Genomic DNA, 14,996 nt, shown 5'->3' on the forward strand with positions numbered 1-14,996 from the left:
CACTCCTTTGTGCCGGTTAGTCGGCTCTATATACCAATGGTTTGTACTTTGGACAGGGCGACGGTGCCCTTGCCGGACAGGTTGAGCATCAGCTCGCCACCGGTCTGGCTGATGGTCACGCTGTTGACCGTGGCTGGCAGGTACGTTGCCAGGTCGGTCGCGGTGCCATTGATCGATGCGTTGGCTTTGACGGTGTAGGTCCCGGCCTTCACCAGATTGCCGTCCTTGTCCTTGCCGTCCCAGGTGAAGCTCGCGCTGCCTGCGGCGCGACTGCCCAGATCAATGGTTCGCACGATCGCGCCGCTGCTGTCGGTGATGGTGACCGTGCCGCCGGCAATCGACGACGGCACGGTGGCCGAACCGGTCATGCCCTTGCTCGGGTCGTCCATCTGCACGCTGTTGGTCTGCACGATCACGTTGCGACCGACCAGCGACGACGCCTGCAGCGCCTGCGACGAGTTGTAGTTGCCGGCCAGCGAGCTGACGGTGCTGTTGAGGGTGGTAATGCCCTCAAGGCTGCTGAACTGCGCCAACTGCGCCACGAAGGCACTGTTGTCCTGCGGATCGAGCGGGTTCTGGTTTTTCAGCTGGGTGACCAGCAGTTGCAGGAACGCATCCTTGCCCAGCGCCTGGCCGCCGGTGGCGCTGTTGGTGGCCGAAGCAATGCCACCGGTGGTCGAACTGGTCTTTTTCGACGAGTTCGCCAAGATGTCATTCATGCTCAGGCTGCTGGTGGTATCGGTAACGCTCATGGCAGTCGCCCCTTATTACTGACCGAGGGTCAGTACCTTCTGCATCATGGTTTTGGCGGTGTTCATCATTTCGGCGTTGGTCTGGAACGACCGGCTCGCGGAAATCATGTCAGCCATTTCTTCCACCACGTTCACGTTCGGGTAGTAGACGTAGCCTTTGGCGTCAGCGGCCGGATGGTTCGGCTCGTAACGCGCTTCGAGGTTGCTCTGGTCTTCGACCACGCCAAGTACCTGCACGCCCTGCCCTGCGGCGTCCTGGCTCTGGAACAGCGAGTTGCTGCCACTGTTCTGGCCGCCCTGGAACATGGTGGCAAACACCGGGTGACGGGCGCGGTAGGTCTGGTCGATGCTCGACGAAACGGTTTCGGCGTTGGCGATGTTCGAAGCCACGGTGTTCAGACGCGTGGTTTGTGCGCTCATGCCGCTGCCGGCAATGTTGAAAACGCTGGACAGGGACATGGATTACTCTCCGCGCAGGGCTGACACCAGCCCTTTGAATTTGCTGTTGAGCAGGGTGAAGCTGGCCTGGAAGCCGACCGCGTTTTCCGCGTAGTTCGACTGTTCAAGCTGAGCGTCCACGGTGTTCTGGTCGATCGAAGGCTGCATCGGCGTGCGATACATCAGCGACTCGTCGCCATTGCCCAGGCCTTCAGCTTCGATGTGACGGCTGTTGGTCATGTTCAGGGCGATGGTGCCGTTGGCGTTCTTCTGGGTCTGTGCTTCAAGCACTTTGGAGAAGTCCAGATCCCGAGCCTTGTAGTTCGGGGTATCGGCGTTGGCGATGTTGTTGGCCAACACTTCGGCACGCTGGGCGCGGAAGCCCAGTGCCTTTTCGTGAATGCCGAGCGCTTTATCGAAGCTGATGCTCATGTCGGGAACCTTCGGGTGACCGGTTTTTCGTACCTGAGCTTTAGCAAGCGCCGTGCCAAACAGAACAACCCCCATAAACCGGGGCTTTGCGAGGAGCCGGCAAAGCGGCAATGCCAGAAAAGCGGCAACCGGGTTCCGCTGGCTGCCGCTTTTCTGCCGCTTGCGTGCTCTCGCCAACACCGGACAACTGTGGGAGCGACGGCTTGCTCGCGAAGGCGTCGTGTCAGTCAATATTTGTTGTCCTGGCACACCGCCTTCGCGAGCAAGCCCGCTCCCACAGGGGATTTTGTGGTGCGTGAGGGAGATAATTCAGGCACAAAAAAACGGGAGCCCCCAAGGACTCCCGTTTCTCGTGTTGCCCGTGCAATCACTTCGCCTGGTAAATGATCCCCGGACTGCACTGGACCATCTGGTAATGATCCGGCAAACCGTTCAGCGCTTCGGACGCGCCAAGGAACAGGTACCCGCCCGGCTTCAGCGTGCTGTGAATGCGCAACAGGATGTCTTTCTTCACCTCGGCGGAGAAATAGATCAGCACGTTGCGGCAGAACACGATGTCGAACTTGCCCAGACTCGCGTAGCTGTCGAGCAGGTTGAACGAACGGAATTCCACCCGGTTCTTGATCGGCGCCTTGATCACCCAGCGCCCCGGCCCTTTCGGGTCGAAGTAGCGCTGCAGACGATCGGCGGACAAACCGCGACCGATCGCCAGGCTGTCGTACTCGCCGGTCTTGCAGTTGGTCAGCATGCTGCCGGACAAGTCCGTGGCAACGATCTGCACGCCCATCTTCAACTGACCGAGGTTGCTGCGCTCGAACTCGTCGATCGACATCGACAGCGAATACGGTTCCTGACCCGACGAGCACGCCGCCGACCAGATCCGCAGACGCTGGTTGGGACTGGCCTTGATCGCCTCGGGCAGCACCTTGTTCTTCAAGACTTCAAACGGATAGGTGTCCCGAAACCACAGGGTTTCGTTGGTCGTCATGGCATCGACCACCTGCTCGCGCAAACCGCTGCGCGGCTGGGTCTGGATGCGCTGTACCAGCTCACCCAGGGACTTGATGCCTTGCTGCTCCATCAGTTTGTTGAGACGGCTCGAGACCAGGTACTGCTTGTTTTCACCGAGCAAAATGCCACAGGCTTTTTCCAGGAAGACCCGGAATTGTTCGAAATCCAAATTACCCGTAGACAATGATGCCGCCTCTTAAATCGTGTTGACCGCCAGGGACAAAAGGTCCCTAGCTGATATCTGCTGCTTTGATCCGGTCGACTACCCGGGATGCCAGGTCATCAGGACGGAATTTGGCCAGGAAGTCATCGGCACCGACTTTCTTGACCATCGCCTGATTGAATACCCCCGACAACGAAGTATGCAGGATGATATGAAGCTTTTGCATGCGCGGGTCGCTGCGGATCTCCGCCGTCAGGGTGTACCCGTCCATCTCCGGCATCTCGATGTCGGAAATCATCATCAGGAACTCTTCTTCCGGCTTCTTGCCCTCTTCGACCAGCTTGCGCAGGTAATCCAGCGCCTGCTTGCCGTCGTTCAGCGCCACCACTTCGACCCCGACCGTCTGCAGGCAACGCGTGACCTGCTTGCGCGCCACCGACGAGTCATCGACCGTCAGCACCCGCAGCGACAACGCCTTGCTCTGGGTTTCGACATCGACCACACCGACCGAAATCGCCTCGGGCGTCGGCGCCACTTCCGCCAGCACCTTCTCGACATCGATGATTTCGACTAACTGATTGTCGACCCGAGTCACAGCGGTCAGGTAGTGATCGCGCCCGGTGCCCTTGGGCGGCGGATGGATCTCTTCCCAGTTCATGTTGACGATGCGCTCCACCGAGCGAACCAGGAAACCCTGGGTCTTGGTGTTGTACTCCGTGATGATCACGAACGGACTGTTCTTATCTTTCAACGCCCCGGAACCGGTCGCCATTGCCAGATCAAGGATCGGAATGGTCGCCCCCCGGATATTCGCCACCCCGCACACGACAGGACTGGACTTGGGCATCAACGTCAGCGACGGGCATTGCAGCACTTCCCGCACCTTGAACACGTTGATGCCGTAGAGCTGCTGACCGTCAAGACGGAACAACAACAGCTCCAGGCGATTCTGCCCCACCAGTTGCGTGCGCTGGTTCACCGAATCCATTACACCAGCCATGCCCAGACTCCTACACCAACGCCAAGTGTTGTTGCGACGCACATTCATTGCTAAACGGCACGGCGCTTGCTTTTTAACTCGTATGAACGCTCAAACGACATTTTTCCGACGCCTGACCTCCCGCACCCGCAAAGCGCTGTGCGCGGTGTCTGCCGTCCACTTCTTCTTCGCTGGCAGCCCTGCCGGTGCTGATACGGTTACCTTGCCTGACATGCTTATCGGCGTCACCCAAGGCTTTCTTGAGTTCACCGTAGAAGACTATCTGGCTACCAGTCAAACGGAAGGCCGCTACGAAATCGAGGTCAACCAGCTCGACCCGCGTATGCGCATGCCTATGTGCGACAAGGAATTGACAGCGTCGCTGGAGAGTCCGGCCCGTCCGCTGGGCCGGGTAACGGTCAGGGTCCGGTGCGAAGGAACCTCGCCGTGGACGGTGTTCGTGCCCGCTCAAGTCCGCCTGTTTCGCGAAATTGTTACCACCACCCGCCCGCTGAAACGCGCCGGAATTATCGAGCCGCAGGATGTGACCTTGCGTGAACGCGACATCAGCCAGATCAATCAGGGTTTCCTGACGTCGGTGGATGAAGCCATCGGGCAGAAATTGACCCGACCAACGGTCGCCGATCAGGTGATTACCCTGGTGCATCTGGAACAGGCTGAAGTGGTGCGCAAGGGTGATCAGGTGGTCATCATCGCCCGCAGCGGTACGCTCGCCGTGCGCATGCCCGGCGAAGCCCTGGCCAATGGCGGTTTGAAAGAACAGATCCGGGTGAAAAACCTCAATTCCAACCGGGTGATCAAGGCGCAGGTCATCGCGCCGGGTCAGGTGGAAGTGGCCATGTAAAACGCTCAGGCAGAAAACTGGCGCCGGCCTCGATGCTTCCCTAAACTGTGCCGCAGCAGAACACGCTTCGGCACATGCAGCTCATTGCAAAGTGAGCCTAAAGTTTTCCAGGGAATGGCCGAGAACATGGCAAGCGTCCAAATTCCCAGAGGTTTTTAACATGGTCATCGATTTCAGCCGTTTGAACAGCTCCTCGTCACTTACGGGCAGTACACGTACCAGCAACGCCAAGGAAACCGCCGAATCCGGCACCTCCGCGCCGCTGAATACCCAGGCCGAAACGGCCAGTACCGCAAAAAGCGGGGAATCGGTACACCTCAGCAATGAGGCTCAACAGTTGCAGAAGGTCACTGACAAGCTGCGCGATCAGCCTGCCGTCGACAAAGCCCGGGTGGCCGAGTTGAAAGCAGCGATTGCCGATGGCAGCTATAAAGTCGACAGCAACCGTGTAGCCAGCAAACTGCTCAACTTCGAAGCCCAGCGTTAGGCTTTTGCCGGCGCCAGGCTTTTGGACGCTTAGAACCCAAGGCCAGCCATGCACGACACTAATTTATTGCAACTGATCACCGACGACTTTGCTCCAGCTCAACAATTGCTGGAGTTGCTGCAAACCGAGTCCCTCGCTTTGCACGGTCGTGACATGCCTTTGCTCGAAGACATTCTGGCGCGCAAACAGGCATTGATCATTTTGCTTGAACAGCATGGCCGCAAGCGCAGCGAAATCCTCGCCAGCCTCAACCTGCCGCTCGACCGTCAGGGCCTGGAGCAACTGGCCAGCCACTCGAGCATTGGTGACCAGTTGCTGGCCCAGAGCGATGTGCTCACCGACCTGATTGCCCAGTGCCAGGCGGCCAACGTCAAGAACGGCCAGTCGATCCAGATTCAGCAGGCCGCCACGGCCAATCAGCTGAAAATCCTCACCGGGGGCGAGCCGCCAGCGTTGTATGACGCCTCGGGCACTTTCGCCAAACCCACCAAGCCGCGTACGCTCAGCCAGGCGTGAGCCATTCGATGTGCCTGCACTATCAACCCGCGAAACATGCTGGCAAAATGCTGGCTAGTCGTAGTCAAATTTTGTCTGGAGATTGAGAAAACGTGCCAAACGCCCTAAGCGCGGATGATAGTCCGCAGCCACCAAAGGTGCTGACCACGCCCCTGGAAATCTCCAGCAACCTGCGCCAGCTGCAAGAAAGCCACGATCCGCTGATCATCACGTTCCACGAGCGCAGCCAGCGCTTTCAGAGCTACCTGATCAAGGTCGACCGCGAAACCGCAACGATTGCCCTGGACGAAATGATCCCGCGCGATGGCGAGCGCTTTCTGCAGGCGGGCGAACCGTTCAAGGTCGAAGGCTTCCACGAGGGCGTGCGCATCGCCTGGGAATGCACCGGTAAGCTGAACATTGAAGAGTCCGAGGGCGATCGCTTCTACACCGGCGAACTGCCGACCGAAGTCGTTTACCACCAGCGCCGCAACGCCTTTCGTGCAGCCCTGAAGCTGACTGACCTGGTCAGCGTCGAACTCGGCGGCGAAAAGCTCAAGGCGCCGATCAACGGCAAACTGCTGGATATTTCCGCCACCGGTTGCAAGCTGCGCTTTGAAGGCGACATCACCGACCGCCTGCAACTGGGCCAGGTCTACGATCGCATGATCGCCACCCCGCTGTTTGGCAATCAACCGATCTCGGTCGAACTGCGTTATCTGCACTTCGAAGAAAAGCTCAACATCACTTTCGCCGGCCTACGTTTCCACAACATCAGCGGCCAGGCGGCGCGCAACGTCGAACGCTTCGTCTATCAGTTGCAGCGTGAAGCACGCCGGTTCGATAAAGACGATCTGTAATTCCTACAGGCAAATAGAAAGGGCAGTCCTTGGCGGGACTGCCCTTTTTTATGCGCGATTTAATCTCGCGGCGACTGGAGATCCATTGTGGGAGCGGGTTTGCTCGCGAATACGGCCCGACATTAAAAATTGATGCTGGCTGACACGCCGCCTTCGCGAGCAAGCCCGCTCCCACATTTCAGGGTCTGGCCCCACTGATGTCCGGTGCTGGTTTATCCCCCTCATCAGCCGGATCAGCTTCCACCGCCGCTTCAGGCTGCACTTCGGGTTCTGGCTCCGGTTCTGGCGTAACCGTGGTCTGCATCTGCTCCTGCACCACCTGCTCATCCACTCGCGGATCGAGTGCTGCCACCAACGGCGAGCTGGACATGCTGTCCGGCATCGCCACGTGATGCAGCGGCGCGTCGTCGACCTGATGCAGATTGGTCACCGCTTTCGGGCGAATGCGCCACACCAGCACCAACGCAAAGAAGCTGAAGAACGCATACAGACTCTGGCTGCCAAACAGCTTCATCAGCACACCGGCCAGTAACGGCCCGATACTGGCGCCGACACCGTAAGTCACCAGCAGCATCGCCGTCAGCGACACCCGGCGATCGCCCTCGACGTGGTCGTTGGAGAACGCCACTGCCAACGGATACAGGCAGAACTGCACCAGCGAACACATGAACCCGACGACAAACAGAACTTCCAGCGGCACCTGCGGCAGGATCGCCAACGGCAACGCCGCCACCGCGAGGAACCCGGCGAAGCAGCGGATCAGCAGCGCCCGGTCATAACGGTCGGACAACCAGCCCAACGGCCACTGCACCAGCAGCCCGGCAAAAATGCAGCTACCCATGAACAGACCGACCTGCTCGGTCGACAGCCCCTGCTGCGAGGCATACAGCGGCGCCAGACCGTAGAACGAGCCAATGATCAGACCAGCACCGAGCACCGTGCTCAACGATTGCGGCACTCGTTTGATAAAGAAGCGCGGTTCCATCGGTGCCGGATGCAGCGGCGCCGGGTGAATCCGGCGGGTCAGCGCCACCGGCACCAGACACAGGGCAAAACACAGCGCGACCAGCATCAGCAGCTCCAGACCGAGGCCCGGGTGCATGACCAGAATCAGTTGACCGAGCACCAGCCCCAGATACGAAGCGATCATGTAGCCGCTGAACACCAGCCCACGCTGGTTGGCGTCGGCCTGCTCGTTGAGCCAGCTCTCGATCACCATGTATTGGCACATCATGCCCAGACCGACGATGGTCCGCAGCACCAGCCATGCCGGCAGCCAGTCGACCAGGCCATGCCCGAGCACCGCCGCGCCGACGATCCCGGCACACGCCGAATACGCTCGAATGTGGCCGACCCGGGCAATCAAGCGGTGACCGATCTTGCCGCCCAGTACCAGGCCGAAATAGTTGGCCGCCATCAGCGCACCGACCCACAGTCCGTCGACATGGTCAGCAGCCAGGCGCAATGCCAGATAAGTAGATAGAAGGCCCGAGCCGATCAACATCATCAGCGAGGCGAAATACAGCGCTCGAAAGGATTTCCAGATTTGGCGCATCGGCGTTCCGAGCGGCTCCTTGCAGTGAGTATCGGACTATCAAGACGATAGCCCGACGGCGACAGTTAGTCAGGCCTGGGCTGCTAGAACACGCCGTTCCCAGGGAGTGATTTCATCAAAGAAGCTGGTCAACTCCATGGTCTTCGAAGCGATGTAGCCTTCGATGAACTCCTGTCCGAACAGTTCCCTGGCCAATTGGCTACGTTTCAGACGCTCGAGCGCGGCATGCAAGGTACACGGCAGCGAAAGATTCTCCGGCACTTCGAATTCGCCCTGAATCGCCGCACTCGGCTCCAGCTCATGCTCGATGCCATGCAAGCCGGCGGCCAGACTCGCGGCAATCGCCAGATACGGGTTGGCATCGGCGCCAGGCAAACGGTTTTCCACGCGTCGAGCCACCGGCGAACTGGCCGGAATACGCAACCCTGCGGCGCGGTTGTCATGGGACCAGCAGGCATTGTTCGGCGACGCATACGGGTGACACAGACGCTGATAGGAGTTTACGTTCGGCGCAAACAGCGCTGTGAAATCAGCCATGCCCGCCTGCTGCCCGCCGATGAAATGGCGGAACATCGCGGTCGGCTGGCCATTCTCGTCACTGAACACGTTGTTGCCGGTGGCGATCTCGACGACGCTCTGGTGAATGTGCATCGAACTGCCCGGCGTGTGCGCCAGCGGTTTGGCCATGCACACCACGCTCAGACCATGCTTGAGCGCGACTTCCTTGAGCAGGTGTTTGAACAGGAAGGTCTGATCGGCGAGCAACAGCGGATCACCGTGCAGCAAGTTGATCTCGAACTGGCTGACGCCCATTTCATGCATGAAGGTATCGCGCGGCAGACCGAGGGCCGCCATGCATTTATAGACTTCGCTGAAGAATGGCCGCAGGCCATTGTTGGAACTGACACTGAACGCCGACTGCCCATCCTCGCGACGCCCGTCGAGGCCGACTGGCGGACGGAACGGCTGGGTCGGATCAGTGTTCGGCGCGAAGACGAAGAATTCCAGCTCGGTCGCCACTACCGGCGCCAGACCGCGTGCGGCGTAACGGGCGATGACTTTCTTGAGTTGGCCACGGGTCGACAGGTTGGAGCTTTCGCCGCTCAGTTCGTCGGCATCGCAGATGGCCAGGGCACGTGGCTCGTCGCTCCATGGCAGGGGATGGATCATGCTCGGCTCGGCCACCAGCGCGAGGTCGCCGTCATCGCTGCCGTAAAACCGCGCCGGCGGATAACCGCCCATGATGCATTGCAGCAGCACTCCCCGCGCCATCTGCAAACGCCGCCCTTCGAGGAAACCCTCGGCGGTCATCACCTTGCCGCGCGGCACGCCGTTCAAATCCGGCGTGACACATTCAATCTCATCAATGCCGGTCAGTCGCTGCGCGAGTGAACGCTGGCCATCGGTTGTCATGACGCAATCCTTGTTATTGTGCGAGCCGCAAGCGGCGACCCGTACAAAATAGGCTCCGGCTGTTCGGAATATCAAGCAGCGTCAAACAAAAACCCGAGTCACGGCAGATAAAGGCTGAACACCCCGCCACCCAATGGTCCGCCATTGCGAATCTCGGTGTGCCCGACCACGCCATTGCGCTGATGCAACGCAGCAATCCGGTTGGCGAAATACAGACCCAACCCGGTGCTGCCGCTGCCGTGATTGATGCCCTGCACGTAATCAGCCTGACGCTCGAGCATCGCTGCCGGGTAACCGTCGCCGTCATCGTTGATACTCAACACCAGTTGCCCAGCCTCGTCGCTGACGGTAATCAGCAGCGACTCGCGGGCATAACGAATCGCGTTGTTGACGCAATTGCCCAATACCGAGGCAACCAATTCGCGATCGAAGAAACCCAGCGGGCTCAGCGGATCAACTTCGTAGGTAGCAATGATCCCGCGACTGGCGAACACCTCTTGATGCGCGGCCAGTTGCGCCTCAATGAAATCATCCAGCTCGTGATACGCCGGTTGCAGCGGCAACTGGTTGACGCCGAGCTTGTACAGTCCAAGCAGTTGCACCAGCATGCCGTTGAGGTGGGCGAACTCGAAGTCGATCACACCCTGCTCCGCCCCACCGCGTTGCGCTTCGGGCAAGCGCGCCAACCATTGGCTGTGGGCCTGCATCAGCATCGCCAGCGAGTTCTTCATGTCGTGAACGGTGGAGGCGATCACCGTGGAGAAATCCAGCGCCTGCTCGTCTTGGTTCATTCGCCAAACGCCTTGCTTTTCAGCTTCTGATAACGCGCATAACGCGCGTCGGTGTCGGGCATCAGGCCGACCATTTTCAGGCAGGCCCGACATTCTTCCAGCTCCGCCGACGGCACACTGGTGTCGGTGCCGTGCAGCAGCGACTGGGCCATGTTCAGCGCGATACTGATGTTCTTCGGTTGCATCTTCAGCGCCTTGCGGAACACCTCGCGGGCCTCCACCAGATTGCCGGTCTTGTACACGCGCACGCCCTGACGGTTGAGGTCGGCGGCGGCGTTGCTCGAACTGAGGATAGTCGGGTCGTCGGTGAGCTTGGCGATGTCTTTCATCACCGCCGGATCGTCACCGTAGATCTCCGCACAGCTCTTGAGCATCGAAGTGCCCGCCTCGGCCTGACCGAGCATCTGCAATTGCTTGGCGACCAGCAGCGCCGCTTCAGGGCTCATGAACTGTTCCATGCCGTCGAGGCGCATCAGTGCTTGCTCGGTAAGCTTGTCGGCGGTCTCGGCATCGTTGAGCAGCAGACTGGTGGCCTTCATCAGCCGCGCACGAATCTGCAGGCCGGGGTCAGACGGGTTCTCTTTGGCAACGGCGCTGAGCGTGGTGTTGATCTCCAGCCGCGTGCGCGTGTCGAGACCGCGCTCACTGCCCTTGCTGATCAAGGCATGAGCGAGGCCAAGGTTGCTTTCCGGATCCTTGAACCGCGACTGCGCGCCCTGCGCCACTGCCTGGCGATACGCCCGGGAAGCGGTGTCGAAATCCTCGTTGGCCATCGCCAGTTTGCCGAGCAACGCTTGCCGGCGCACCGCCAGCGGCGACAAACGAATCGCCTCCTCCAGCACCCGCTGCGCGCCTTTGGTATCGCCCTCGGCGACCAGTACATCGGCCATGCCGTCGTACAGCGCCGGCATCATCGGGAACACTTTCAGCGCCTTTTCGTAAACATCTTTGGCCTGCGCCACTTGCCCACGCTTGAACAGCAACTTGCCCAGCCCGGCAAACGCCCACGGCAACGGCCGATCAGCGATGATGCTGTCATAGAGGCGTTCGAGCGCTTCGTTCTGGTTCATGTCGCGCAGCGCATCGGCGCGATAACGCAGGCACAGCGGCGAATAACGGATGTCCTGCTTGCACAGCGCAATACAGGCATTGAGCACCTCGACCGGCTTACCGCGATCAAGGGCTTGCAAAATCGGTTTGAGCAACGTCTTGCGCTGCTCCAGACGCTCCAGGCGCTGCGCCAGGCCGGAGCGGTTGAACGGCTTGGTCAGGTAGGCATCCGGCTCGTGCTCCAGGGCACTGAGCACCATCGCCTGACTGGTCTCGGCCGTGACCATGACAAACACCGCTTCATGGCTGATGAGCTTTTCCGACATCAAGTCTTCCAGCACCTGCTGGCCATTCTTCTTGCCGTCGCCGAGGTGGAAATCCTGCAGAATGAAATCGTAGGACTTCTGCGCACACATCTTCAGCGCTTGCTCGCCGGTATCGGCGGTATCCACATCCTTGACCCCCAGTTCACGCAGCATCGAGCGTACGGAACTGCGGAAATCCGAGAAATCATCGACGATCAGAAAACTCTTTTGGTGATACGACAGCATCGAGGATTTCCAGGCAATTGAAGTAGGTGAACCGGGGGCGTTTTCACAGGCGCGCTGATGATAGCTGGAGGCTAAATGCTATCAAGCGATTTCGTGCGAGTCTGAGGTCGCCGAATGAGTTATCGGCAAGGGGTGGGGTTCTCTGAAGTGGAGGGGTTCAAGATTCCTTGTGCAGCGATTACCCTGCGCGCCGGGTCATCTTTTCACTACAGGGTTTATTTCGACTGGCGACACGAGCGATGGCTGACGGCTATCGACGTCAACCATTCCGGTTTCGCGAAGCTCCTCGCGGATGCAAAACGAAAGGGCCTTGAGTTCGCGGTTTCCGGAATCGGAAGAACGTTGGCGAGAATGAATTGAAGATAGAGTGCCAAGGAGATTTACAGGTCATGCGGGGTAATCCTCCCAGCCAGGCCCTCCGTAAGGCGTCTTATCCAGCTCAGGAAAATCCGTCGTCCATTCGCCCCAGTCCATGTACTCATAGTACTTGCTCATCGCTTCGAAGCGGCTTGCCGCCTCAACTTCCCAAATCAGTTTCGACCCCGGCTCAAGGAGGGCGCGCGATTCATCGCCATGAGGCCCAGAGGGACAAAACAACTGTAAGCCATCGGGTTCCAGCCATAGTTCATGATTCAAGGTTCATCCTCATTAGTCTAAATGAGCCATCGGCTGGAGTTCACTACGAAGTGGACCTTCAACACAAGCCGAGAGACGCAAGTTCGGTGGTAGAAAGTCTACGTGAGCAGTAGCTATCGTCGATCAAAGGCTGAGCTCTTCTCTCAGAGCAATACCTTTACGAGGTCGCGATTACTAAAAAGCCCCGACAGGCAATTACCTGAGCGGGGCTCTTTGAATGCTTGAAGCGATCCACTTGCACCCACCCTTCACCCTTGAGGCTTGGACGTTGGCAGATTAAATCGCTGGAAGCATTGATATGTATATGGTGTCCCAGGGCAGGTTCGAACTGCCAACCTTCCCCTTAGGAGGGGGATGCTCTATCCAATTGAGCTACTGAGACACTGAGTTATCGCGGCCGGACACGGCGCGACGGACGGCGTGCATGTTAACGGCCAGCCCCTGATTTGTCATGTCGTCCGTGGGCTTTTTAAGTGTAGGCAGGCGCCTTGCAATACTGCGGGAACATTTACCGTGCAATTTGCACTACCTCAAAAAGCCATCATTGCAGATTGCAACCCGCGCCTTATGAAATACCCTTGCAAATCCTTGTTTTTAAAGGACTTCACAGCGGTTAGACTGTTGGCACGACGGCTGCTTTGTCTGTTCTCATAACAGCACAACCGGAGTCCGCCCCATGAACAGCACTCTTCTGCTCGCAAACGCAATCGCACTGGCGGTTTTGGTTGGCTTTCATTTTGTTCCAGAGAGTGCTGAACCGGTGGCTCAGCGTATGCCGCATTATTTGCAGGTGCAGAAAGCGCCGCAGTTGGCGGTGCTGAGCGATCAGAGCGACTACGCGGCGCAGGCAGTCAATGAGCCAGAGCAAGCAATGCCGACGCGCGACACCGAACGTCTGGTTTTTTGAAATATCTTCAGGAGTACAGCATGTCCAGATCAGCCGCAGGATTTCTGATCCTCGCCTTATTGAGTGGCGTTGTGCATTTTTCGCTGTTCGAGGAAACCGCAGTCACCCTGCCCCTGATTGGCTGCGGCGTGTTTGCGGTGTTGTTTGTGCTGGCCCTGGTGGCCGGGCGCAGGATCAAGTTTGATCCGGTGCTGCGTTAAGACGGATCAAGCACAGCAGTTGCTTGACGGCGTCCGCCAGGTCGCCCGAGTTGTCGATCAGATGCACGGGCAAGTCAGTTGCCCTTCTGTCCTTGAACAGCGCATTGCGCGCCAGTCTCGCATCGATCTGCTCAGGCGTCTCCCGCCCTCGTCTGAGCAGGCGTTCACGCAAGACCTCATCCTTGACCGTCAGCAGCACCGGCAGCAGCGTCGGATAGCGCTCAAGCGCCTGACGCAGGTTGGCGCGTGAGCCGTTCACCAGCACAGATCGTCCAGCGCGCAACCATTCGTCGATTTCTGCCGGGATGCCATAAGCCAGCCCATTGGCCTGCCAGGACAGCGAGAAATCCCCGGCTTGCTGGCGTCGCTCGAACTCTTCGGGCGTCACGCCGATGGCATCCTCACCCACCGATTCCGCTGATCGTGTAATCACTCTGCGGATGATTTCGCATTTCAACTCACGCAAAGGCTCACGCGCGGCCTCGATCAGGCTGTCCTTGCCTGAACCGGAGGGTCCCATCAGATAAATAAGCCTGCCATCCATCCTGAAAACGCCCTCCAACGGGTGTTTGCCCTAGTAAATCGGCAAATTGCCACTATCCTGTACAGGTAAGGAACAAGGATTGAAAGCCGCATAGCATGCACGTTCTGACGTCTTCGGACATCAACAGATGTGCACCCGGAAGCGGTCATTGATGCGGACCAAGGCAAAGTTTTCAAACCAGTCCGCATTTCTGATAATTGGTGCTGGCATTACGCCTTTACCCAGCTCAATATTTGTCACAGAATTGACGCCAATGATCTGGCAATTTTGAGGCATGATGCGGGCCTCTTAACAATTCAGGTTGAACCATTTGGCGCGGATGCTTGTCCTACCACACATCCTGCGGCCAATCCCGAGAACCGCTCCCCTGAACTAACCGGTTAAATATATGCGCCCATTGAAACAGGCAATTTATTCCAGCCGTACGGCTGACAAGTTCGTCGTACGTCTGCCAGACGGGATGCGTGAACGCATTGCCGAGGTGGCTCGCAATCATCATCGCAGCATGAACTCCGAAATCATTGCGCGCCTTGAGCAGAGTCTTATTCAGGAAGGTGCACTGGGCGAAGAGTTGAGCATGCGCCTGGACAGCCCTGAGCTTTCGCTGCACGAGCGTGAGCTGCTGCAACGCTTCCGTCAGCTGTCGCACCGTCAACAGAACGCCCTGGTGTCGCTGATCGCTCACGACGCCGAAATGGCCGCAGACGCGTCCTGAGCCACACCGAACATCTCAAGCCAGCTTAAGTGCTGGCTTTTTTTTGTTTGAAATCTGACCCTCACCACAAATAAAGACACATGTCGCGTCCTGAATAAGGTTTACACCTTCTGACCAATCTTCAGGAGGATTCAATGGATACCGGAAAAAGG

At 58.6% G+C, this 14,996-nt stretch carries 18 protein-coding genes and 1 tRNA gene; 7 read left to right on the top strand and 12 right to left on the bottom strand.

All coding sequences use genetic code 11. From position 1 onward, the window contains the following. Positions 1-26: 26 nt before the first annotated feature. The 5 genes from flgD to LVD08_RS26880 all read right to left on the bottom strand — a co-directional run bounded on the left by flgD (position 27) and on the right by LVD08_RS26880 (position 3,796). Positions 27-752: a flagellar hook assembly protein FlgD gene (flgD, locus tag LVD08_RS26860; RefSeq protein ID WP_027612278.1), complete on the bottom strand. Its 726-nt coding sequence runs from the start codon at positions 750-752 to the stop codon at positions 27-29. 15 nt (positions 753-767) lie between these two features. Next, positions 768-1,211, bottom strand: coding sequence for a flagellar basal body rod protein FlgC (gene flgC, locus LVD08_RS26865; protein WP_003227217.1), 444 nt, complete (start codon positions 1,209-1,211; stop codon positions 768-770). Positions 1,212-1,214: 3 nt separating this feature from the next. Beyond that, entirely contained in the window at positions 1,215-1,622 is a 408-nt protein-coding gene (gene flgB / locus LVD08_RS26870) for a flagellar basal body rod protein FlgB (RefSeq protein ID WP_007917581.1), read from the bottom strand. A 367-nt stretch (positions 1,623-1,989) separates the two neighbouring features. Further along, the gene (cheR, locus tag LVD08_RS26875) at positions 1,990-2,817 is read right to left on the bottom strand and encodes a protein-glutamate O-methyltransferase CheR (protein ID WP_007963053.1); all 828 of its coding nucleotides are present in this window, start codon (positions 2,815-2,817) and stop codon (positions 1,990-1,992) included. A gap of 46 nt (positions 2,818-2,863) precedes the next feature. After that, positions 2,864-3,796: a chemotaxis protein CheV gene (locus LVD08_RS26880; RefSeq protein WP_103368760.1), complete on the bottom strand. Its 933-nt coding sequence runs from the start codon at positions 3,794-3,796 to the stop codon at positions 2,864-2,866. Between the two features lie 82 nt (positions 3,797-3,878). Here LVD08_RS26880 and flgA point away from each other — a divergent pair, with 82 nt between their 5' ends. The 4 genes from flgA to LVD08_RS26900 all read left to right on the top strand — a co-directional run bounded on the left by flgA (position 3,879) and on the right by LVD08_RS26900 (position 6,482). Then, on the top strand, positions 3,879-4,640 hold the full coding sequence (gene flgA / locus LVD08_RS26885; RefSeq protein ID WP_247269686.1) for a flagellar basal body P-ring formation chaperone FlgA: 762 nt from the start codon (positions 3,879-3,881) through the stop codon (positions 4,638-4,640). Between the two features lie 160 nt (positions 4,641-4,800). Continuing rightward, positions 4,801-5,127, top strand: coding sequence for a flagellar biosynthesis anti-sigma factor FlgM (flgM, locus tag LVD08_RS26890; RefSeq protein ID WP_007917589.1), 327 nt, complete (start codon positions 4,801-4,803; stop codon positions 5,125-5,127). Between the two features lie 48 nt (positions 5,128-5,175). Further along, positions 5,176-5,643, top strand: a complete 468-nt coding sequence (locus LVD08_RS26895; RefSeq protein ID WP_007963060.1) for a flagella synthesis protein FlgN — start codon at positions 5,176-5,178, stop codon at positions 5,641-5,643. A gap of 92 nt (positions 5,644-5,735) precedes the next feature. After that, positions 5,736-6,482 carry a flagellar brake protein gene (locus tag LVD08_RS26900; protein ID WP_027612274.1) on the top strand — a complete coding sequence of 249 codons (747 nt, stop codon included), beginning with the start codon at positions 5,736-5,738 and terminating at the stop codon, positions 6,480-6,482. A gap of 178 nt (positions 6,483-6,660) precedes the next feature. Here LVD08_RS26900 and LVD08_RS26905 read toward each other — a convergent pair whose 3' ends face one another. The 6 genes from LVD08_RS26905 to LVD08_RS26930 all read right to left on the bottom strand — a co-directional run bounded on the left by LVD08_RS26905 (position 6,661) and on the right by LVD08_RS26930 (position 12,860). Continuing rightward, entirely contained in the window at positions 6,661-8,037 is a 1,377-nt protein-coding gene (locus LVD08_RS26905; RefSeq protein WP_247269687.1) for an MFS transporter, read from the bottom strand. A gap of 69 nt (positions 8,038-8,106) precedes the next feature. Beyond that, positions 8,107-9,348: a glutamine synthetase family protein gene (locus tag LVD08_RS26910; protein WP_190953390.1), complete on the bottom strand. Its 1,242-nt coding sequence runs from the start codon at positions 9,346-9,348 to the stop codon at positions 8,107-8,109. 200 nt (positions 9,349-9,548) lie between these two features. After that, positions 9,549-10,241 (bottom strand): sensor histidine kinase, encoded by a 693-nt coding sequence (locus LVD08_RS26915; protein WP_183784349.1) that lies wholly within the window; start codon positions 10,239-10,241, stop codon positions 9,549-9,551. Next, on the bottom strand, positions 10,238-11,842 hold the full coding sequence (locus tag LVD08_RS26920) for a tetratricopeptide repeat-containing response regulator (protein ID WP_047295822.1): 1,605 nt from the start codon (positions 11,840-11,842) through the stop codon (positions 10,238-10,240). The genes LVD08_RS26915 and LVD08_RS26920 overlap by 4 nt, the downstream gene beginning before the upstream one ends. Before the next feature lie 387 nt (positions 11,843-12,229). Further along, on the bottom strand, positions 12,230-12,478 hold the full coding sequence (locus LVD08_RS26925) for a hypothetical protein (protein WP_115984183.1): 249 nt from the start codon (positions 12,476-12,478) through the stop codon (positions 12,230-12,232). A 305-nt stretch (positions 12,479-12,783) separates the two neighbouring features. After that, a tRNA-Arg gene (locus LVD08_RS26930) sits at positions 12,784-12,860 on the bottom strand. A gap of 294 nt (positions 12,861-13,154) precedes the next feature. Between LVD08_RS26930 and LVD08_RS26935 the strand changes: the two genes are divergently transcribed. Both LVD08_RS26935 and LVD08_RS26940 read left to right on the top strand, forming a co-directional pair. Next, positions 13,155-13,385: a hypothetical protein gene (locus LVD08_RS26935; protein WP_027612268.1), complete on the top strand. Its 231-nt coding sequence runs from the start codon at positions 13,155-13,157 to the stop codon at positions 13,383-13,385. A gap of 20 nt (positions 13,386-13,405) precedes the next feature. Beyond that, positions 13,406-13,585 carry a PA3371 family protein gene (locus tag LVD08_RS26940; protein WP_247269688.1) on the top strand — a complete coding sequence of 60 codons (180 nt, stop codon included), beginning with the start codon at positions 13,406-13,408 and terminating at the stop codon, positions 13,583-13,585. Here LVD08_RS26940 and phnN read toward each other — a convergent pair. Continuing rightward, positions 13,560-14,129, bottom strand: coding sequence for a phosphonate metabolism protein/1,5-bisphosphokinase (PRPP-forming) PhnN (phnN, locus tag LVD08_RS26945; protein ID WP_247269689.1), 570 nt, complete (start codon positions 14,127-14,129; stop codon positions 13,560-13,562). The two genes, LVD08_RS26940 and phnN, sit on opposite strands and share 26 nt — an antisense overlap. Positions 14,130-14,517: 388 nt before the next feature. Between phnN and LVD08_RS26950 the strand changes: the two genes are divergently transcribed. Further along, a complete protein-coding gene (locus LVD08_RS26950; protein ID WP_003178899.1) occupies positions 14,518-14,844 on the top strand; it encodes an Arc family DNA-binding protein in 327 nt (108 codons plus the stop codon). Positions 14,845-14,996: the final 152 nt, after the last annotated feature.

It is taken from the genome of Pseudomonas sp. YL2, assembly GCF_023063025.1.
Classification (GTDB): Bacteria; Pseudomonadota; Gammaproteobacteria; order Pseudomonadales; family Pseudomonadaceae; genus Aquipseudomonas; species Aquipseudomonas putida_A.